Annotated in this window: 19 protein-coding genes; 14 read left to right on the top strand and 5 right to left on the bottom strand. The window is 70.5% G+C overall.

Annotation, left to right across the window (positions count from 1 at the left end):
* Positions 1-53 precede the first annotated feature (53 nt).
* Together ACPPVW_RS09135 and ACPPVW_RS09140 are read left to right on the top strand one after the other, a co-directional pair.
* On the top strand, positions 54-809 hold the full coding sequence (locus ACPPVW_RS09135; RefSeq protein WP_426626168.1) for a CDP-alcohol phosphatidyltransferase family protein: 756 nt from the start codon (positions 54-56) through the stop codon (positions 807-809).
* Positions 810-861: 52 nt separating this feature from the next.
* Positions 862-1,080 (top strand): hypothetical protein, encoded by a 219-nt coding sequence (locus ACPPVW_RS09140; RefSeq protein ID WP_426626169.1) that lies wholly within the window; start codon positions 862-864, stop codon positions 1,078-1,080.
* 162 nt (positions 1,081-1,242) lie between these two features.
* Here ACPPVW_RS09140 and phoA read toward each other — a convergent pair whose 3' ends face one another.
* Positions 1,243-3,123 (bottom strand): alkaline phosphatase, encoded by a 1,881-nt coding sequence (phoA, locus tag ACPPVW_RS09145; RefSeq protein ID WP_426626170.1) that lies wholly within the window; start codon positions 3,121-3,123, stop codon positions 1,243-1,245.
* A gap of 205 nt (positions 3,124-3,328) precedes the next feature.
* Here phoA and ACPPVW_RS09150 point away from each other — a divergent pair, with 205 nt between their 5' ends.
* Together ACPPVW_RS09150 and ACPPVW_RS09155 are read left to right on the top strand one after the other, a co-directional pair.
* Positions 3,329-4,213, top strand: coding sequence for an ABC transporter ATP-binding protein (locus ACPPVW_RS09150; RefSeq protein WP_426626276.1), 885 nt, complete (start codon positions 3,329-3,331; stop codon positions 4,211-4,213).
* Complete coding sequence (locus tag ACPPVW_RS09155; protein WP_426626171.1) at positions 4,210-5,025, top strand: ABC transporter permease; 816 nt, start codon at positions 4,210-4,212, stop codon at positions 5,023-5,025. The genes ACPPVW_RS09150 and ACPPVW_RS09155 overlap by 4 nt, the downstream gene beginning before the upstream one ends.
* A 22-nt stretch (positions 5,026-5,047) precedes the next feature.
* On the opposite strand, the gene ACPPVW_RS09160 is transcribed toward ACPPVW_RS09155, so the two are convergent.
* Positions 5,048-5,893 carry a sulfurtransferase gene (locus tag ACPPVW_RS09160; protein ID WP_426626172.1) on the bottom strand — a complete coding sequence of 282 codons (846 nt, stop codon included), beginning with the start codon at positions 5,891-5,893 and terminating at the stop codon, positions 5,048-5,050.
* 17 nt (positions 5,894-5,910) lie between these two features.
* Positions 5,911-6,069: a DUF1059 domain-containing protein gene (locus ACPPVW_RS09165; protein ID WP_426626173.1), complete on the bottom strand. Its 159-nt coding sequence runs from the start codon at positions 6,067-6,069 to the stop codon at positions 5,911-5,913.
* Positions 6,070-6,118: 49 nt separating this feature from the next.
* Here ACPPVW_RS09165 and ACPPVW_RS09170 point away from each other — a divergent pair, with 49 nt between their 5' ends.
* Positions 6,119-6,877, top strand: a complete 759-nt coding sequence (locus ACPPVW_RS09170; RefSeq protein ID WP_426626174.1) for an AfsR/SARP family transcriptional regulator — start codon at positions 6,119-6,121, stop codon at positions 6,875-6,877.
* Between the two features lie 137 nt (positions 6,878-7,014).
* Positions 7,015-7,854 carry an NmrA/HSCARG family protein gene (locus tag ACPPVW_RS09175; RefSeq protein ID WP_426626175.1) on the top strand — a complete coding sequence of 280 codons (840 nt, stop codon included), beginning with the start codon at positions 7,015-7,017 and terminating at the stop codon, positions 7,852-7,854.
* 18 nt (positions 7,855-7,872) lie between these two features.
* On the opposite strand, the gene ACPPVW_RS09180 is transcribed toward ACPPVW_RS09175, so the two are convergent.
* On the bottom strand, positions 7,873-8,286 hold the full coding sequence (locus ACPPVW_RS09180) for a tautomerase family protein (RefSeq protein ID WP_426626176.1): 414 nt from the start codon (positions 8,284-8,286) through the stop codon (positions 7,873-7,875).
* Positions 8,287-8,475: 189 nt separating this feature from the next.
* Between ACPPVW_RS09180 and iolC the strand changes: the two genes are divergently transcribed.
* From iolC to ACPPVW_RS09215, 7 genes are read left to right on the top strand one after another with little or no spacing between them, the layout of a single operon-like run.
* On the top strand, positions 8,476-9,471 hold the full coding sequence (gene iolC, locus ACPPVW_RS09185; RefSeq protein ID WP_426626277.1) for a 5-dehydro-2-deoxygluconokinase: 996 nt from the start codon (positions 8,476-8,478) through the stop codon (positions 9,469-9,471).
* The gene (locus ACPPVW_RS09190) at positions 9,458-10,378 is read left to right on the top strand and encodes a class I fructose-bisphosphate aldolase (protein WP_426626177.1); all 921 of its coding nucleotides are present in this window, start codon (positions 9,458-9,460) and stop codon (positions 10,376-10,378) included. Before iolC ends, ACPPVW_RS09190 begins: the two co-directional genes overlap by 14 nt.
* A gap of 50 nt (positions 10,379-10,428) precedes the next feature.
* Positions 10,429-11,994 carry a CoA-acylating methylmalonate-semialdehyde dehydrogenase gene (locus ACPPVW_RS09195; protein WP_426626178.1) on the top strand — a complete coding sequence of 522 codons (1,566 nt, stop codon included), beginning with the start codon at positions 10,429-10,431 and terminating at the stop codon, positions 11,992-11,994.
* Positions 11,995-12,005: 11 nt separating this feature from the next.
* Complete coding sequence (gene iolB / locus ACPPVW_RS09200; protein ID WP_426626179.1) at positions 12,006-12,908, top strand: 5-deoxy-glucuronate isomerase; 903 nt, start codon at positions 12,006-12,008, stop codon at positions 12,906-12,908.
* Entirely contained in the window at positions 12,905-14,833 is a 1,929-nt protein-coding gene (gene iolD / locus ACPPVW_RS09205; RefSeq protein ID WP_426626180.1) for a 3D-(3,5/4)-trihydroxycyclohexane-1,2-dione acylhydrolase (decyclizing), read from the top strand. Before iolB ends, iolD begins: the two co-directional genes overlap by 4 nt.
* Positions 14,834-14,882: 49 nt before the next feature.
* Positions 14,883-15,830 carry a sugar phosphate isomerase/epimerase family protein gene (locus ACPPVW_RS09210; protein WP_426626181.1) on the top strand — a complete coding sequence of 316 codons (948 nt, stop codon included), beginning with the start codon at positions 14,883-14,885 and terminating at the stop codon, positions 15,828-15,830.
* A gap of 46 nt (positions 15,831-15,876) precedes the next feature.
* Positions 15,877-16,905: a Gfo/Idh/MocA family protein gene (locus ACPPVW_RS09215; protein ID WP_426626182.1), complete on the top strand. Its 1,029-nt coding sequence runs from the start codon at positions 15,877-15,879 to the stop codon at positions 16,903-16,905.
* A 116-nt stretch (positions 16,906-17,021) separates the two neighbouring features.
* Here ACPPVW_RS09215 and ACPPVW_RS09220 read toward each other — a convergent pair whose 3' ends face one another.
* Positions 17,022-17,780, bottom strand: coding sequence for a GntR family transcriptional regulator (locus ACPPVW_RS09220; protein ID WP_426626183.1), 759 nt, complete (start codon positions 17,778-17,780; stop codon positions 17,022-17,024).
* A 211-nt stretch (positions 17,781-17,991) separates the two neighbouring features.
* Here ACPPVW_RS09220 and ACPPVW_RS09225 point away from each other — a divergent pair, with 211 nt between their 5' ends.
* Positions 17,992-18,684, top strand: coding sequence for a class I SAM-dependent methyltransferase (locus tag ACPPVW_RS09225; protein ID WP_426626184.1), 693 nt, complete (start codon positions 17,992-17,994; stop codon positions 18,682-18,684).
* The last annotated feature ends 114 nt before the right edge of the window (positions 18,685-18,798 follow it).

Raw genomic sequence — 18,798 nt, forward strand, 5'->3', positions numbered from 1 at the left:
GTCGACACAAGGGTTGACAGTGGCGGCCTTTACAGACGAGACACGAGGCGCACGTGAAAAGGGTTCAACTCGCGGCCATCGGCTGGGCCGGTGCGGGCGCCATGGTCGTGCTGCTCGCCTGCGTGCTCGAACTGGTGTGGTGGATGACGCCGCTGCCGGCCTCCGGCTGGCTCGCCGTCATGGCCTATCTGGCCGTCTCGAACGCGCTGCTCGTGCTCGGCCTCCAGCGCCGGCGCTCGGAGCGGTTCGGGCCGGCGAACATGGTGACGTCGATGCGCTCCGCCCTGGTCGGGGTGATCGCCGGGCTCGTGGTGGCATCGTTCACCGATCCGATCCCCGTCGTGCTGCTGGTGGGCCTGGTGGTCCCTGCACTCGCCCTCGACGCCGTGGACGGGTGGGTCGCCCGCCGTACTGGATCAACGAGCGAGCTCGGCGCGCGGTTCGACATGGAGGTGGACGCGTTCCTGCTGATTGTGCTGAGCGTGTACGTCGCGCCCGCGCTGGGGTTCTGGGTGATCGCGATCGGCGCGCTGCGCTATCTGTTCGTCGTGGCCGGCTGGGTGCTGCCGTGGATGCGGGCGACGCTGCCGTACCGCTACTGGCGCAAGGTGGTGACCGCGTACGCGGGCATCGCGCTGGCGGTCGCGGCGAGCGGCCTCCAGCCCGGCATCGACGGCGTGCTGGTCGGTGTGGCCCTCGCCCTCCTCCTTGAGTCCTTCACACGCGACACCCTCTGGCTCTTCCTGGCGCGCCACAGCCCCGCCCAGCTCGCCGAGGGGCACGTTAACGCCCTCAAAACGCGCGAATAGGGGCAATGACGTGCCCCTCGACGGTCGACATCGGCGGGGCGAGAATACGGACATGGACAATCTGGAGACGGTTGAGGAGGCCATCCGCACGGCACGCGCGAAGCTGGCCGCGGCGGCCGGAGCGACCGCCGTCGCGGCCGATGCCTGGGTGGAGCCGTTGCGGCTCGCGCTCGACGCGATCGAGAGCGCGGTGGCCGAGCTCAGCGAGCTGCGCGACGTGCCGCGCGAGAACACCGGGGAGACCGGACCGGACGCGTCGTATCTTCGGTAGGTCCACCGCCCGCCGCTCCCGACCGAGCGGCTGCGCGACCGCCGACCCCCTCCGAAACGTGACAAGTTGTCGCCTCTCGCGCCGAGAGGTGACACGTTGTCACCCTTCGATAGCGCGAAGGCGCGCCCACCCGGTCCGGGTGGGCGCGTCTCGCGTGAAGCGCTACTGGGCCAGGCCGCCCAGGCGACGGCGCCGCCCCAGCAGGAGGTAGCCGGCGAGGATCAGCGCCAGGGCGACGATCACGATGATCGGTGCGATGACGGAGCCGGTCGAGGCGAGCGAGCCGCCCGCCGCGGAGCCGGAGCCGGAGCCCGAGCCCGAGCCGCCGGCCCCGGTGAGGTTGCCCGACGGCTTGCCGTCCGCGGTGACCTCGAACGCCACCGTCGCGGTCGCACCGCTCTGGGTGCCCGTGATGGTGATCGTGTGGCTGCCCAGGTCGGTCGGCGCGACGGCCGCGATGGTGGCCGCCCCCGAGATCACGTCGGTGCGCGGGAGGTCGACCGGGTCGGACTTCACCACACCCGTGGCCTGACGGTCGCCGTTGAAGCCCCCGAGGGCCACCGAGATCGGGTCGCCGGGCTTCACGGAGGTGGCGCTGAGGCTGACGGAGGCGCGGGCGCTGAGCGCGGCGTAGCTGCGCTCGAGCTGGAGGGCGCGAGCGATCGTGAAGAACGTGTCGGTCTGGTCGGTCAGCCCGACCACGTCGGCCGCTCCCGGGCCGTAGCCGGCGATGCGCAGCTGGGCGCCGGTGTGCTGCTGCGAGCCTCCGGCCGCCCCGGTGCCGTAGGCGACCTTCATGACGGTTCCGTCCGCGGTGGTCAGCGCGGTGCTGAGCGTCGCGGGCGGCGTGCTGTCGACGATCTGGCTGGTGTGCGCGTGGTCGGCGGTGACGATGACCAGGGTGTTGCCGTCCTTCTTCGCGAAGGCGAGGGCGGCCTGCACGGCCTCGTCGAGGTCGACGGTCTCGCCGATCTGGCCGCACGCGTCGGCGGAGTGGTCGCGCTTGTCGATGCTCGCGCCCTCCACCTGCAGGAAGAAGCCGGAGCCTCCCGGCTTGTCGAGCAGCGAGATCGCCTTGTCGGTGAGGGAGGCCAGCGAGAGGTCCGTCGACAGCCGGCCGGGGTTGGGCGTGCAGGTGACCGGCGCCGCGTCGGCGCCGCCCACGGTCGCCGTCGTGGAGGAGTACCGGGTGGGGAAGTTGCCTGGCGTGAACAGGCCGAGGAGCGGCTTCTGCTGGTTCGCCCCGGTGACGCCCGCCAGTCCGGCGGCGTCGCCGACGAGCTGGTAGCCGCGCTCCTGCGCCTGCTCGAAGAGGGTCTTGTCCTTCCACGCGCCCGCCTTGGCCGTCTGGCCGAAGGAGGCGGAGCCGCCGCCGAGCGTGACGTCGGCGCGCGCGTCGAGCAGTTGCTCGCTGATCGAGCCGAGGCCGCCGTTCACGAGGGCGTCCAAGCCGCAGGAGGCGCTGTCCGGCCCGTAGCAGGAGCGGGCGCCGACGTGGGCGACCTCGACGGCGGGCGTCGCATCCTGGATCTCGGCCGTGCTCACGTTGCCGGTGCGCAGCCCATTGGCGCGCGCGAGCTCGAGCAGTGTGGCGTGCGGGGTGCCGTCGATGTCGACGGAGACCCCGTTGTCGTACGTCTTGGTGCCGGTGGCCCACGCGGAGCCGGTGGCGGCCGAGTCGGGCACGTAGTCCGGCTTGCCCTTGTTCGGGCCGTCCTTGTGGAGCGAGTAGGTCGTGTACTGCCCGGTCAGCGGGAGGGCGTCGATGCCCGGGAGCATGCCCGCTGCGCCGTACTGGTAGTTGCGGGCGACGGTGATCTCGCTGTCGCCCATCCCGTCGCCGATCAGGAGGATGACGTTCTTCGCCGGGCCGGAGACGATCGACTGCCGCAGCGCGGTCGTCGAGTCGTCGGGGTTGCGGGCGGCGCCGCCGTTGTCGGAGGTCGCCGCGAGCGCCGACGCGGGCACGAGTGCTGCGGCGAGCACGCCGGCGGTCGCGGTCAGCGCGAGGCCGGTTCTGAGTCGTGGGGTGAGCAAGGGCATGGAGGGTGTCCTTTCGTTCGAGACCCGCAACAGCCCAGCGGCCCAGCGTGAACCCCGCCTTAACCTGAGAGGGCTCTCATGTGAACTTCCTCAGATTTCACCCTCCCCAGACCGCCCAGGGGCACGTAAATGCCCCTCAAGCGCGCGGAATAGGGGCATTGACGTGCCCCTCGGCGGGCGCACGCGGGATGATGTGGGCATGGGGATGAGTGTGCGTGCTCCGGCCGTGGTCGTCCGCGGCCTCCGCAAGTCCTACGGGTCGTTCGAGGCGGTGCGTGGGGTCGACTTCGAGATCGCCGACGGGGAGACGTTCGCCCTGCTCGGGCCGAACGGCGCGGGCAAGAGCACGACGATCGAGATCCTCGAGGGGTACCGAGACCGCGACGGCGGCGAGGTGAGCGTTCTCGGCGAAGACCCCGGCAAGGCGGGCACCACGTGGAAGGCCCGGCTCGGGATCGTGCTGCAGACCGGGGCGGAGGCGGCGAACGTCACCGTGCGCGAGCAGCTCACCCAGTTCGCCCGCTACTACCCGCACAGCCGCGACGTGGAGGAGGTCATCCTCTCCGTCGGGCTGGAGGAGAAGGCGAAGACGCGCATCCGCAACCTCTCCGGCGGCCAGCGTCGCCGGCTGGACGTCGCGCTCGGCGTGATCGGGCGGCCCGAGCTGCTCTTCCTCGACGAGCCGACCACCGGCTTCGACCCGGAGGCGCGGCACCGGTTCTGGGAGCTGGTGCGCTCGCTCAAACGGGAGGGGACCACCATCCTGCTCACCACCCACTACCTCGACGAGGCGGCGCAGCTGAGCGATCGGGCGGCGGTCATCGCCCACGGCTCGCTGCTCGACATCGGCGCCGTCGACGAGATCGGCGGATCGGCCGCACGGGTCCCCATCGTCCGCTGGCGCGACGCGCCGGGCGAGCCGCACGAGGAGCGCACCGACGCGCCGGGCACCCTGGTCGCCCGGATCACAGCCGAGCTGGGCGGCGAGCCGCGTGACCTGGAGGTGATCCGGCCGAGCCTGGAGGACATCTACCTCGAGCTGGTGCGGGCGGCCGACGAGCGCGTCGGCACCGCGGAGGTCGCGGCATGACCGCCGTCGCGCTGGGGTGGTCCCGCATCCGCTACGAAGTGCTCGTCTACTTCCGGCAGTCGGACACGATCTTCTTCACCTTCCTGTTCCCGGTCGTCATGCTCGGGATCTTCTCCGTCGCGTTCCAGGGACTCGGAAAGGTCGGTGCGGCGCCCGACGGCAGCGGCGGGATCACCCAGGCCGCGTACTACCTGCCCGGGATGATCGCCGCGGGAATCCTCCTCAGCGGTGTGCAGAACCTCGCCGTCGACATCGCGGTGGAGAAGAGCGACGGGACGTTGAAGCGGCTGGGCGGGACCCCGCTGCCGGTCGTGTCGTACTTTCTCGGCAAGATGGGCCAGGTCATCTCGACGAGCATCCTCCAGATCGGCTTGCTGCTGCTGATGGCCCGCGTGGCGTTCGGCGTCGCGCTTCCGACCGACCCGGCGCTGTGGCTGCGGTTCGCGTGGATCTACGCGCTCGGCATCGTCACCTCCGCTGTGCTCGGCATCGCACTGTCGGCCGTGCCGCGCACGGGCAAGAGCGCCACGGCGGTCATCATCCCGATCGTGCTCGTGCTGCAGTTCATCTCCGGCGTGTACCTCGCGTTCAACCTGCTGCCGACCTGGCTGCAGAACATCGCGAGCCTGTTCCCGCTCAAGTGGATAGCGCAGGGCATGCGCAGCGTCTTCCTGCCGCCGAGCTTCGAGGCGGCGGAGCCGAGCGGCAGCTGGCAGCTCGGCTGGATCGCCGTGGCACTGCTGATCTGGCTCGTCGCCGGCCTGATCGCGTGCCGCCTGACCTTCCGCTGGATCCGCAAGGACGGCCGCTGACCGTGTCCCTCGGCGTCGCGCGTCACGAGATCGGCGCCGCCGGGAGGTGACCCCACTCCGCCCACGAGCCGTCGTAGACGCGCACGCGTTCGTGGCCGAGCAGATAGCGCAGCGCGAACCACTCGGCGGAGGCTCGGTTGCCGATGGTGCAGTAGGTGATCGCGTCGGCGTCCGGGGCGACCGCCGGCCCGAACATCCGCCCCAGGGTCTCGGCGTCGGCGAACCGGCCGCGCTCGTCGAACACCGCGACGGCATCCACGTTGACGGCCGACGGCACGTGGCCGGCCCGACCCGTGGGTTCGGGAGTGCCCGAGGGCCAGAAGCGCTCGCCGGAGTACTCACCGGCGCTGCGGGCATCGACGATCGTCGTACCGGGCCTCCCGATCGCGGCGCCCACGTCCTCCGCGCTCGCCCGAAGCGAGTCGTCGGGCGTAGGAAGCGGATAGCTGCTCGGCGGGACCGCCGTCGTGTCCGTCGTCCACGGGCGGCCCTCCTCGTGCCAGACGGTGCGCGAGCCGTCGAGGATGCGGACGTCCCGGTGCCGGTAGAGCGACATCAGCCAGAACCCGAGGGACGGCGCGTACCCGTAGAACACGACGGTCTGGTCGGGCGTGATCCCCGACCGTTCGAACAGCGTCCGGATGGCGGCGGCGCCGACCGGCCGGTAGTCCGGGCCTTTGAGATCGGCGTAGGGGTTCCAGAGCACCGCACCCGGGAGGTGCCCCGCGTCGTACGCGGTGCGGTTCACGTCCACCTCGATCACCCGCACGGCGGGATCGGCGAGGTGGGATTCGAGCCAGTCCGGCTCGACGAGCGGGGCGGCGACCCGGAGGTCGGGCGCGTCGGCCCGGATGGTGGTGGAGATCATGACAGCCTCCTTGCGGCTCACTCCAACTGGATCCAGCCGAACAGGTCCTCCTGCGCGACTGCCTGGAAGAGGGCAGGATGGTCGGATCGCATGTGAGCGCTGATGTCGTCGACGACCTCGGCGTCGGTCTCTCCGCGAGCGACGTAACCGCACTCGCAGCGGATGATCCTGGTCATCTCGTCCTCCCTCATAGTTCTACGTGGAGCCCGTTGGCAGAATGTTGGCATGACGTTGGCGTCCGGTGCACCGTTGCGGGTGCAGCTCTGCGGTGCACTGCGCATCGAACGGGGCGGCGTGCGGCTGGAGCACGGCCTCCCCGGTCGCCAAGGGCGTCTGCTGTTCGCCTATCTGGTGCGCAACCGGGATCGTCCGTGCACCAGGGAGGAGCTCGGGGAGGCCGTCTGGCCGGGAGCAGCCGACCCGCACGCGGCGGGATTGAACCCGCTCGTCTCCAAGCTCCGGCACCTGCTGGGCGGGGCGGCGCTGGAGGGCAGGGCGTCGCTGCGCATCGTGCTCGGCGACGACGCCTACGTCGACACCGAGTGGGCCGAGAGCGCCGTGCACCGGGCGGAGTCGCAGGTCGCACTGCAGAACTGGGCGGCTGCCTGGGGGCCGGCGACCGGGGCGATGCTGGTGGCCCAGCGGGAGTTCCTGACCGGGGAGGACGCCGGCTGGATCGACGACGCCCGCCGGGAGCTCGCCGACATCCTGGTGCGCGCCCTGGAGGCGTACGCGGTCGCGGCCCTGGAGATGGGCGGCACGGAGCTTCCGGCGGCGGTGCGCGCCGCCCGCCGGCTGGTCGGGCTCGCACCGCTGCGCGAGATCGGGCACCAGGTGCTCATGCGTGCACTGCAGCGGCAGGGGGATGTCGGCGCAGCGCTCGCGGTCTACGGAGACCTCCGGTCGGCCCTGCGCGACGAACTCGGAGTCTCCCCCACCGCCGAGACCCAGCGCGTTTACGCCGACCTCCTCGCTGACACTTGACGTCGCCCCTCGGCGGACCGAGATCGCTACCCGGCCCTGCCCTGAGCCCGCGCGCTCACCGGCGTATGCTGATGGCGTCCCGAGGGGACTCGCCTATCGGGGCGACCTGTCTGGTTCGATTTCCAGAGTCCTCCACGATGTCAGACCTGATCGCCGTGGTCGGTGCGACCGGCAAGCAGGGCGGCGCGGTCGTCAACGCGCTGCTCGAGCGGGGTGCGCCCGTGCGCGCGCTCACCCGCGACGCAGGCTCCGACCGGGCGCTGGCGCTCGCCGAGCGCGGTGTCGAGGTCGTGGTGGCCGACGTCGACGATCCGGTCGCCACCCGCGCCGCCCTCGACGACGTCTCTGCGCTGTCGCTGATGACGACGTTCGCGGGAGCCGACGGCCCGCGAGGAGAGACCCGCCGTGGCATCACGCTCGTGGAAGCCGCCCGCGACGCGGGCGTGCCGTTCGTCGTGCAGTCGTCGGTCGGCGGTGCGGAGCGCGAGACCGGCATCCCGCACTTCGAGAGCAAGCGCCGGGTCGAGGAGGCCTTGGAGGCGAGCGGCGTCGCGCACGCGTTCGTCCGGCCGGTGTTCTTCATGGAGAACCTCGCGTATCAGCTTCCTGCCAGCGGTGCCGACAAGGCGGTCGTGCGGATGCCGATGCCGGGTACGGTGCCGCTGCAGTTGGTCGCCGTCGTCGACATCGGCCGCGTCGTGGCCGCGCTTGTGACGGATCCCGAAGGAGCGGCGGGCACGGCCGTCGAGATCGCGGGCGACGAGCTCACGTTCGAGCAGATCGTCGCCCAGATCAGTGCGGCGACCGGTGTGCCGACGCGTTTCGCGGAGCTGCCGGTCGACGCGCTCGACGACGACCGCGGGTCGATGTTCCGCTGGTTCTCCACGCTGCCGGCCTACCAGGCCGACTTCGCGGCGACCAAGGCCCTCGATCCGCAGGTGCTCAGCTTTGCCGACTGGCTGGTCGCCGGCCGCTGACCCGGCGGGATGGACGTGTCAGGCGACCGCCGCGCTCGGAACGGCGAGCTCGCCTGTGAGGTACTGCGACCTCCCGAAGCCGAACGACCAGTCCTCCGGCCCGTTCTCGACGTAGCCGATGAAGATGTCCTCGCCGACGACCCCGACCTCGCCGAGCTGCCGGGCGATCTCGGCGAACAGGCTCTGCTTGGCGGCGGTCTGCCTGCCGCGCTGCGTGAAGATCTGGATGACCACGACGCCGTCGGTGCGGTCGAAGCCGAGCCCGGCGTCCTCCGCGATGATCGAGCCGGCCGGGCGCTCTGTGACGATCTGGAAGCGGTCGCGTGCGGGAATGCCGTACTGCGAGACGATCGCCTCGTGGACGGCGTCGGCGATGGCACGGACGGCCGCCGACGGGCGGCCCTCCTGGAGTTCGATGCGAACGAGCGGCATGGGGACCTCCGAAGGTCGGAATGGAAAGGGGTTGCCCTGATTGTGGCAGATTGATAGTTTGTCCTGTCAAGAGGGCGTGTGGAATGAAGTTTGTTCATGTCGGCCGAAGCGACTTGTCAGTTTGATAGAACATAAGGTGTAGGCTTGAGCAGCGACAACATGACGACCGCGACGAAGGAGTTCCACGACATGACGAGCGAGAGCCCCGCTCTGCGGCAGTTCGAGCAGGGGGCGCCGTTCGACCTGATCACCATCGGGCGGATCGGGGTCGACCTCTACCCGCTGCAAGACGGCGTGGGCCTGGAGGACGTCGAGACGTTCGGCAAATTCCTCGGCGGCAGCGCCACCAACGTGTCGATCGCCGCCGCTCGGCACGGACTCCGTTCGGCGGTGATCACCGCGACCGGCGACGACCCCTTCGGCCGCTACGCCCACCGCGAGCTGCGCCGGCTCGGCGTCGACGACCGCTTCGTCGGCACCGTCGGCACCCTCAAGACGCCGGTGACGTTCTGCGAGATCTTCCCGCCGGACGACTTCCCGCTGTACTTCTACCGCGACCCGATCGCGCCCGACCTCGCGATCACGCGAGGAGACCTCGACCTCGACGCGATCAGCCGCGCGCGCATCTACTGGTCGACGGTCACCGGCCTCTCCCGCGACCCCAGCCGTACCGCGCACCACGTGGCGTGGGAGGCCAGAGGCCGCCAGCCGCTGACCGTCCTCGACCTCGACTACCGGCCCATGTTCTGGTCGAGCGGCGCCGCGGCCACCGCAGAGGTCGAGAAGGCGCTCGGTCAAGTCACCGTGGCGGTCGGCAACCGTGAGGAGTGCCAGATCGCGGTCGGTGAGACCGAGCCGCTGCGCGCCGCCGATGCCCTGCTCGAGCGCGGCGTCGAGCTCGCGATCGTCAAGCAGGGACCTCGCGGCGTGCTCGCCAAGACCCGAGACGAGACGGTGGAGGTGCCGCCGTACTTCGTGGAGGTCGTCAATGGCCTCGGAGCCGGCGACGGCTTCGGCGGGGCGCTCTGCTACGGCCTGCTGCAAGAGTGGTCGCTCGAGCGGGTCATCCGCTTCGCGAACATCGCCGGAGCGATCGTGGCCACCCGCCGCGAGTGCTCCACCGCCATGCCGACGACCGACGAGGTCGAAGCCGTGCTGAAGGAGCTCCAGAATGTCCGCAGCTGATCTCATCGCAGGTTCGACACCGCTCATCGACGCGGACGCCTTCGCCCGCCTTCGCGCCCGCCGGCACTCCAGCCCGGGCGACGTCGAGATGGCGCTCGCCGCGCGCATCCGCCGCCCGCTCGTGCGCGGCGACGGCCGGCTGTTCATCGTGGCCGCCGATCACCCGGCCCGCGGCGCGCTCGGCGTCGGCGGCGACCCGATCGCGATGGCCGACCGGTACGACCTCCTGCAGCGCCTCGCTCTCGCGCTCTCACGCCCGGGCGTCGACGGGGTGCTCGGCACTCCCGACATCATCGACGACCTGGCCCTGCTGGGCGTGCTCGACGACAAGATCGCGGTCGGCTCGATGAACCGCGGCGGGCTGCGCGGCGCCGTGTTCGAGATGGACGACCGCTATACCGGCTACGACGTCGACGCCATGGTGCGCGACGGCGTCGACGCCGCCAAGCTGCTCCTGCGCGTCAACCTCGACGACGTCGGCACCGCCCGCACGTTGGAGGCCACGGCCAACGCCGTGACCGCCGCAGCGCTGGCGCGCCTCCCGATCCTCCTGGAGCCGTTCCTCAGCCGCTGGAACGACGGCCGGATCCTCAACGATCTGACGCCGGACGCCGTCATCCAGTCGGTCGCGATCGCTTCCGGTCTCGGCGCGTCGTCGGCGTACACCTGGCTCAAGCTGCCGGTCGTACCCGAGATGGAGCGCGTGATGGCGGCGACCACCCTGCCGACGCTGCTGCTCGGCGGCGACTCCGAGGCCGCGCCTGAGGAGACGTTCGCGTCCTGGGAATCCGCGCTCGCGCTTCCCGGCGTGCACGGGCTCGTCGTCGGACGCACCCTTCTCTACCCGAAAGACGGCGACGTCGGCCACGCGGTCGACATCGCCTCCTCCCTCGTTCACGGCCGCTGATCCGGCCGACGCTCCATCACTCAGACGCTCCCATCCCGGTAAGGAAGGCCATGACCACCACCGAAACCACCACCGTCGGCGCCGCAGCAGGCGAGTTGCCCACCATCCCGCACTGGATCGACGGAGCGGAGTACCCGTCGCGCAGCGGCCGCACCGCGCCGGTCTTCAACCCGGCCCTCGGCGTCCCGACCACGAACGTGGCCCTCGCGGACCAGGCCGAGATCGACGCGGCGATCGCATCCGCGCAGCGCGGGTTCGAGGAGTGGGGCCAGTACTCGATCGCCAAGCGCCAGTCGGTGCTGTTCGCGTTCCGAGAGCTGCTCAACGCACGCAAGGGCGAGCTGGCGGCGATCATCACGGCCGAACACGGCAAGGTGCTGTCCGACGCGATGGGCGAGATCCTCCGGGGCCAGGAGGTCGTGGAGCTGGCAACCGGTTTCCCGCACCTGATCAAGGGCGCGTACTCCGAGAACGCCTCGACCGGCGTCGACGTCTACTCGCTCAAGCAGCCGCTCGGTGTCGTGGGGATCATCTCGCCCTTCAACTTCCCGGCGATGGTGCCGATGTGGTTCTTCCCCGTAGCGATCGCCGCGGGCAACGCGGTCGTGCTCAAGCCGTCCGAGAAGGACCCGTCGGCGGCGCTGTGGCTTGCGCGGTTGTGGAAGGAGGCCGGCCTCCCAGACGGTGTCTTCACCGTGCTGCAGGGCGACAAGCTCGCCGTCGACGGCCTCCTGAACAGCCCGATCGTCCAGTCGATCTCGTTTGTCGGCTCGACCCCGATCGCGCAGTACATCTACGAGACGGCCTCGAAGAACGGCAAGCGGGTGCAGGCGCTCGGCGGAGCGAAGAACCACATGCTGGTGCTGCCGGACGCCGACCTCGACCTGGTCGCCGACCAGGCCGTCAACGCCGGCTACGGCGCCGCTGGCGAGCGCTGCATGGCCGTTTCGGTCGTGCTGGCGGTCGGGCGTGTGGCGGATGACCTGATCGCGAAGATCACCGAGCGCATCGCCCAGCTCCGCGTCGGCGACGGTGCGGGCGACGAGGCGGGCGAGCCCGACATGGGTCCGCTGATCACCGGCGTGCACCGCGACAAGGTCGCCGGCTACGTCGACATCGCGGAGGCCGACGGGGCGGACATCGTCGTCGACGGTCGCGGCTTCACGGTCGAAGGCCGCGAAGACGGCTTCTTCTTCGGCCCGACCCTCATCGACAACATCCCGACCACCTCCGCCGCCTACCGCGAGGAGATCTTCGGTCCGGTGCTCTCGGTGGTGCGGGTGCAGACCTTCGAGGAAGGTCTCGACCTGATCAACTCCGGTCAGTTCGGCAACGGCACGGCGATCTTCACCAACGACGGCGGCGCCGCACGGCGGTTCCAGAACGAGGTGCAGGTCGGGATGATCGGCATCAACGTGCCGATCCCGGTTCCGGTGGCCTACCACTCGTTCGGAGGCTGGAAGGCCTCACTGTTCGGCGACGCCAAAGCCTACGGTGTGCACGGCTTCGACTTCTTCACGCGCGAGAAGGCGATCACCAGCCGCTGGCTCGACCCGGCGACGCGGCACGAGTCCGACAATCGCGGCATCGATCTCGGCTTCCCGCAGAACACCTGAGGACACCGCACATGGCCGAGCACAACGAATGGTTCTTTCCGCGCGGCTCGCTGAGCGATCGCTGGTGGGAGTCCGTGGTCGACGCGCGTCTCGACGGCTGGCAGCACACGGGGCTGCGGGTCGCGGAACTCGCCGGCAACACTGTCGAGCTGCCCGCGGGTGACGTCGAGCGGATCGTCGTGCCGCTCGCCGGCGCCTTCGCGGTCGAGCACGAAGGGGCGACGACCCACCTGGCCGGCCGGTCGAGCGTGTTCGACGGGCCGACGGACGTGGTCTTCATCGGCGCCGGCAACGGGCTGACGATCACCGGCTTCGGCCGGATCGCCGTGACGGAGGCGCCGACCCGCATCCGCAAGCCGTCGGTCTACCTCGCCAAAGATCGGGTGCCGGTCGAACTGCGCGGCGCGGGCCGCGACAGCCGACAGGTGCACAACTTCGGCACCCCCGGAACGCTCGACGCCGCGTCGCTGATCGTCTGCGAGGTCATCACGCCGGCCGGCAACTGGTCGTCGCACCCCGCCCACAAGCACGATGAGGACGTGCCGGGCCACGAGTCGCGGCTGGAAGAGATCTACTACTTCGAGTCGGCCCCCGTACGTGGCGCGAACGCCCCGCAGACCGCCGACGCCTTCGGGACCTTCGCCAGCTACCGCTCCGCAGCCGGCGACATCGAGACCAACGCGCTCGTGCGCACCGGCGATATCGCCCTGGTGCCGTTCGGCTACCACGGGCCGGCAGTCGCGGCTCCCGAGTACGACCTCTACTACCTCAACGTCATGGCCGGGCCGGGGGAGGAGCGGGCGTGGCTGATCAGCGACGACCCGCGCCAGGCCTGGCTGCGTGACACCTGGACCTCCCAGGAGACCGACCCTCGTCTTCCCTACGTTTCGACCACGCAAGGAGCCGCTCGATGACGACCCGCAGAATGACGGTGGCCCAGGCGCTCGTCGAGTTCCTCGCCAACCAGTGGACCGTCGACGGCGACGTGCGCGAGCGCACCGTACCTGGCACGTTCGGCATCTTCGGTCACGGCAACGTGGCCGGTCTCGGCCAGGCGCTCAAGCAGGCGAACGTGCACGATCCGGCGCTGATGCCGTATTACCAGGCCCGCAACGAGCAGGCCATGGTGCACCAGGCCGTCGGCTTCGCGCGCATCCACCGCCGCCGGGCCACTTTCGCGTCGATCGCCTCCGTCGGCCCCGGTGCCGCCAACCTGATCACGGGCGCCGCCCTGGCCACGGCCAACCGCCTCCCGGCCCTGCTGCTGCCGGCGGACACGTTCGCGACCCGCGTCGCCGACCCGGTGCTGCAGCAGCTCGAGCACCCCCACGACCTCGGCATCCAGGTCACCGACGCCTTCCGGCCGGTCTCGCGGTTCTTCGATCGCGTGCAACGTCCCGAGCAGCTGTTCTCGATCGCGCTCGCTGCGATGCGAGTCCTGACCGACCCGGCGGAAACCGGTGCGGTGACGATCGCGCTGCCGGAGGACGTGCAGACCGAGGCATTGGACGTGCCGGAGGAGTTTCTCGCGCCGCGCGAGTGGCACATCCGCCGACCGGCACCCGAGGGCTGGGCGCTCGCCGCAGCTGTCGACGCGATCCGGAGTGCGCAGCGTCCGGTGATCGTGGCCGGAGGAGGAGTGCTCTACTCCGGCGCAGAGGACGCCCTCCGGGCATTCGTGGAGGCCACCGGCATCCCCGTCGGCACCACGCAGGCCGGCGGAGGCTCCCTCGATTGGGATCACCCGCAGTACCTCGGCGGCGTCGGGGCGACCGGCACCACTGCTGCCAACCGCCTCACCGGCGAGGCCGACCTCGTGATCGGCATCGGCACCCGGTACAGCGACTTCACGACCGCCAGCCGCACGGTGTTCCAGAACCCCGAGGTCCGGTTCCTGAACGTCAACGTGGCATCGTTCGACGCCTACAAGCACGGCTCGCAGCTGCCGGTGATCGCCGATGCCCGCGAGGCGCTGACCGCGCTCACCGAGGCCCTGCCCGGGCGCCTCGTGGAGGCCGCCTACGCGACGCGAATCGCCGCTGAGAAGGCGGCCTGGGATGCGATCGCCGACGAGGCGCTCGCGCCCACGACGCTCGAGCTGCCGGGCCAGGTCGCCCTCATCGGACAACCAGCACTGATCGGAGCTGTTCAGCGCGCCTCCGACCCTCGCGACGTCGTCGTGCAGGCGGCCGGCTCGCTCCCCGGCGACCTCCACAAGCTGTGGCGTGTGCGCGACCCGCTCGGCTATCACGTCGAATACGCCTTCTCGTGCATGGGCTACGAGATTGCGGGCGGCATAGGCGTCAAGCGTGGGCTGGAGGCGCTCGGCGACGACCGCGACGTCATCGTCCTGGTCGGCGACGGCTCCTACTTGATGCTGCACACCGAGCTCGCCACCGCGGTCGCAGAGGGCATCAAGATCATCGTCGTGCTCATCCAGAACCACGGCTACGCCTCCATCGGCCACCTTTCGGAGACCGTGGGCTCGCAGCGCTACGGCACCCGGTACCGCTACCGCGACGACGCCGAGCTCAACTTCGAGCGCGGCGACTTCCTCCCGGTCGACCTCGCCGCGAACGCTCGAAGCTTCGGCATCGACGTGATCGAACTGGCGCCCGGACCGGACGCCGCTGCACGGCTCGAGGAGGCCGTGAAGACGGCCAAGGCGAGCAGCACCTCCACGCTCATCCACCTCGACTCCGACCCGTTCGTCTACGCCCCGGACGGTGAGGGCTGGTGGGACGTGCCGGTCGCGCAGGTCTCCGAGCTGGAGAGCACCCGCGTCGCCCGCGCCGAGTACGTCGAGCAGCAGAAGAAGCAGCGGCCGCTGCTCGGCTGAGCGTGCCGCGCCGAACCACCACGAAGGCCAACTAGCACGAAGGACAACGATGACCGACACCGCAACCTCCACCGGCGCCGAGTCAGGCGCGCACACCGCAGGCCTCCGGATCGGCACAGCCCCCGACTCGTGGGGCGTCTGGTTCCCGGACGACCCGCGGCAGACTCCGTGGGATCGCTTCCTCGACGAGGTGCAGGCCGCCGGGTACCACTGGATCGAGCTCGGACCGTACGGCTACCTCCCCACCGACCCGGCGCAGCTGCTCGACGAGCTGGCGAAGCGCGACCTGCGGATCAGCGGCGGCACCGTGTTCACCGGTTTCCACAAGGGACCGGATCAGTGGGAGCGGGCGGTCGAGCAGGTCGAGAAGGTCGCCGCCCTGACCCGAGCGGTCGGCGGTGAGCACATCGTCGTCATCCCCGACCTCTGGCGGTCCGACGTCACCGGCGAGACGCTGGAGGCCCGCACACTGACCGACGAGCAGTGGCAATCGCTGGCGGCCGGACACGACCGCCTCGGTCGTATGCTGCTGGAGGAATACGGTCTGCGTCAGCAGTTCCACTCGCACGCCGACTCGCACGTCGGCACCTGTCGCGAGGTGGAGCGCCTGCTCGCCGAGACCGACCCGCGCTACGTGAACCTGTGCCTCGACACCGGCCACTTCGCCTATTACGGCGGCGACAGCGTCACGCTCATCCACGATCACCCGGAGCGCATCGGCTACCTGCATCTCAAGCAGATCGACCCCGAGCTGCGCTTCGAGGTGCTCAAGAACGACGTGGCGTTCGCCGACGCCGCCATCGACGTGATGGTCGAACCGCCGGCCGGCATCCCGGACTTCGCCCCGATCATCGAGGCCGTCGCCGCGATCGACCCCGAGATCTTCGCGATCGTCGAGCAGGACATGCCCGGCATCGACATCGAGGTGCCGCTCGGCATCGCCGCCCGCACCCGCCAGCACATCTTCGGCTGCACCCCGCTGACCCGGTCGCGCTGACGGCCGACGACCCGCCCCCACCTCGCACAGAAACGAGCCACACCGCATGAGCAGCACCTCCACCCAGGACCTCCGGGTCGGCGTCGTCGGCGCCGGCCAGATGGGCGCCGACCACATCCAGCGCATCATGCGCACGATCAGCGGCGCGACCGTGTCGGCCATCGTCGAGCCCGACGCGGGTCGCGCCGAGGCGGCTGCCGCTGCGGCTCCCGGCGCCCAGGCGTTCGCGAGCATCGAGGACGCCCGCGCCGCCGACGCCCTCGATGCGGTGATCATCGCGACGCCGGGGCAGTTCCACGAGCCGGTGCTGGTGCCCGCGTTGGAGGCCGGTCTGCCGATCCTGTGCGAGAAGCCGCTGACGCCCGACAGCGCCTCGTCGCTGCGCATCCTGGAACTCGAGCAGAAGCTCGACCGGCCGCACATCCAGCTCGGGTTCATGCGACGCTTCGACGACGAGTACCGCGCTCTGCGCAAGCTGATCGCGGGCGGTGACGCAGGGGAGCTGCTGATGCTGCGCGGCGTTCACCGCAACCCGTCGGTGCCCGACAGCTACACCCAGTCGATGCTGATCACCGACTCGGTGGTGCACGAGTTCGACGTCATGCCGTGGCTCGCCGGCTCGCCGGTCCGCAGCGTGGAGGTCAAGTACCCGCGTCGCAACGACCTGGGGCCGGAGCGCCTCCGCGAGCCCATCCTGGTGCTCATCGAGTTGCAGAACGGGGTCCTCGTCGATGTGGAGATGAACGTCAGCGTGCGGTTCGGCTACCAGGTCGGCACGGAGGCCGTGTTCCAGTCCGGCATCGCACGCATCGGCCAACCGTCCGGGCTGCAGCGGTGGGCGGACGCCTCGTTCTCGATCGCTGAGCACACCACGTTCAAGACCCGGTTCGCCCGCGCCTACGACGCACAGGTGCAGGCGTGGGTGGACGCGGTGCACGACGGCTCGCTCGTCGCCGGGCCGAACGCGTGGGACGGCTACCTCGTCGCTCTCGCCTGCGAGGCCGGCGTGAGGGCGCTCGACCAGGACGGTCCCGTCACGGTCGAGTCGGCCGCGCGTCCCGACTTCTACGCCTGAAAGCCTCGCCGAGGGGCACGCAAACGCCCCTAAAATCGCCGGATAGGGGCGTTAACGTGCCCCTCGGCGAGAGCGTGAGACGGCGAGAGCGTGAGACGGCGAGAGCGTGAGGCCGATCAGCGGTCGACGAGGGTGAGCTCGAACGAGTAGAGGTCGGGGCGGTACACGTGCTGCCCGTACTCCACGGCTCGTCCGGAGTTGTCGAACGCCGTGCGCGACATGGTGAGCAGCGGGGAGCCCTTGCGGATCTCGAGCAGCTCGCCCTCGGCGGCGGTGGCGGCGCGAGCGCCGATGCGCTGGTTGGCGACCCGGATGGAGACGCCGCGCGCCTTCATCAGCTGGTAGAGGCCGCGCACCTCCAGCTCGTCGCGCGTGATGTCGGTGAAGTCCTCCGGCAGAGTGTTCTCGAGCACCGCGAGCGGGACGCCGTCGGCGGAGCGCAGACGCGTGAGCTGCAGCACGGGGGCGCCGACCGTCACGCCGAGCTCGGTGGCGGCCGTCTCGTCGGCGGCGCCGAGCTCGTACGCGATCACTCGCGTGCTCGGCGTCTGGCCCGACTGACCGAGGTCTTCGTAGAGGCTGGTCAGCTCGACGTTGCGGGTCACCCGGCCGTGGACGACCTGCGTGCCGATGCCGCGTCGGCGGACCAGGAGGCCCTTGTCGACGAGCTCCTGCAGCGCGCGGCGGATAGTCGGGCGCGAGAGGCCCAGTCTGTGGCCGAGCGAGATCTCGTTCTCGAGGCGCGACCCGGGAGGCACCCGCTCGTCGCGGATCGCCTGCTCCAGCGCCGTCGCGAGCTGATAGTAGAGGGGAACGGGGCTCGCCTTGTCCAGGCTGTCGAACAGGTCCACGGGAAGCGGGTACTCGACTTGCATCCGTGTCCTCCACAACTTGGTGTTTATGTCAGCACAACCGTACACCAGGTGGAACATGTTCGGCCGCCGCCAGGAGGCCCCGCAGACGGCGCTCGGGCGCGGAAGGTTCCTGCTCGATGACTACTGTTCGACGCTCAGCGCGATGGTGCCCGCGAAGGCGAGCAGAGCGGGGGCGGTCATGGAGGGATTCGAGTCGGCGTACACTCCCGCCATGACCGATGACCTCCTGAGCGCCGTCCGCGCTCGCTTCGACGGACGCGCAGGCGAGTACGACGGCAGCGCGATGCACCGCCAGCTCGCCACAGCGGTCGCTGCGTTCGCGCTCGAGGAGGGACAGAGCGCGTCCGATGTGCTCGATGTCGGCACCGGGACCGGTCTCGTGCTCCGCGCACTGCACGACCGCGACCCCTCCCTGCGCCTGACCGGCATCGACCTCTCCCACGGGATGCTGGAGGTCGCTCGCACGGCGCTTCCCGGGGCCGCGCTCGTCGAAGGCGACGCCACCGTGCTGCCGTTCGGCGACGCGGAGTTCGACCTGGTGACATGCGCGACGAGCCTCCACCTGTTCCCGGACGTCCGCGCGGCGATCGCGGAATGGGTGCGCGTGCTGCGTCCGGGCGGGCGGGTGGTCACGGCGACGTTCGGCGACATCGACCTTTCGCAGCACGGAGGCCCTCCCGGAGCGGCCGTGCCGCAGGTCGGCCAGGGCGCGGGCCAGAGCGCGGGCCACCATGGCGCCACCGCCTCCCCGTATCCGACGCACCATGAACTCTTCCGCACCCCTGAGCTGCTCGCGGAGGCCGTGGCCCCGGCCGGCCTGGAGCTCCGCCGCCATGCGTGGTGGACCCACAGCGACGATCGCATCCTCCTCGCCGAGCTGCAGCCCACCGCCTCCACCCGCTAGCCGCCGAGTCAGAGCCCTGTCGACAACGGAGGACCGCCCTGCGCGGGTCCGCGCGCGAGAAGGCGCATAATCGCTCAGAAACCGCCGAGTGGGCAGAGAATCCGCCCACTCGGC

The sequence above is a fragment of the Leifsonia sp. McL0607 genome (genome assembly GCF_049993355.1).
Lineage (GTDB): Bacteria > Actinomycetota > Actinomycetes > Actinomycetales > Microbacteriaceae > Leifsonia.

Coding starts and splice junctions, on each gene's coding strand:
- ACPPVW_RS09140 (WP_426626169.1), top strand. CDS start 862: ATGGACAATCTGGAGACGGTTGAGGAGGCCATCCGCACGGCACGCGCG.
- phoA (WP_426626170.1), bottom strand. CDS start 3,123: ATGCCCTTGCTCACCCCACGACTCAGAACCGGCCTCGCGCTGACCGCG.
- ACPPVW_RS09150 (WP_426626276.1), top strand. CDS start 3,329: ATGAGTGTGCGTGCTCCGGCCGTGGTCGTCCGCGGCCTCCGCAAGTCC.
- ACPPVW_RS09155 (WP_426626171.1), top strand. CDS start 4,210: ATGACCGCCGTCGCGCTGGGGTGGTCCCGCATCCGCTACGAAGTGCTC.
- ACPPVW_RS09160 (WP_426626172.1), bottom strand. CDS start 5,893: ATGATCTCCACCACCATCCGGGCCGACGCGCCCGACCTCCGGGTCGCC.
- ACPPVW_RS09165 (WP_426626173.1), bottom strand. CDS start 6,069: ATGACCAGGATCATCCGCTGCGAGTGCGGTTACGTCGCTCGCGGAGAG.
- ACPPVW_RS09170 (WP_426626174.1), top strand. CDS start 6,119: ATGACGTTGGCGTCCGGTGCACCGTTGCGGGTGCAGCTCTGCGGTGCA.
- ACPPVW_RS09175 (WP_426626175.1), top strand. CDS start 7,015: ATGTCAGACCTGATCGCCGTGGTCGGTGCGACCGGCAAGCAGGGCGGC.
- ACPPVW_RS09180 (WP_426626176.1), bottom strand. CDS start 8,286: ATGCCGCTCGTTCGCATCGAACTCCAGGAGGGCCGCCCGTCGGCGGCC.
- iolC (WP_426626277.1), top strand. CDS start 8,476: ATGACGAGCGAGAGCCCCGCTCTGCGGCAGTTCGAGCAGGGGGCGCCG.
- ACPPVW_RS09190 (WP_426626177.1), top strand. CDS start 9,458: ATGTCCGCAGCTGATCTCATCGCAGGTTCGACACCGCTCATCGACGCG.
- ACPPVW_RS09195 (WP_426626178.1), top strand. CDS start 10,429: ATGACCACCACCGAAACCACCACCGTCGGCGCCGCAGCAGGCGAGTTG.
- iolB (WP_426626179.1), top strand. CDS start 12,006: ATGGCCGAGCACAACGAATGGTTCTTTCCGCGCGGCTCGCTGAGCGAT.
- iolD (WP_426626180.1), top strand. CDS start 12,905: ATGACGACCCGCAGAATGACGGTGGCCCAGGCGCTCGTCGAGTTCCTC.
- ACPPVW_RS09210 (WP_426626181.1), top strand. CDS start 14,883: ATGACCGACACCGCAACCTCCACCGGCGCCGAGTCAGGCGCGCACACC.
- ACPPVW_RS09215 (WP_426626182.1), top strand. CDS start 15,877: ATGAGCAGCACCTCCACCCAGGACCTCCGGGTCGGCGTCGTCGGCGCC.
- ACPPVW_RS09220 (WP_426626183.1), bottom strand. CDS start 17,780: ATGCAAGTCGAGTACCCGCTTCCCGTGGACCTGTTCGACAGCCTGGAC.
- ACPPVW_RS09225 (WP_426626184.1), top strand. CDS start 17,992: ATGACCGATGACCTCCTGAGCGCCGTCCGCGCTCGCTTCGACGGACGC.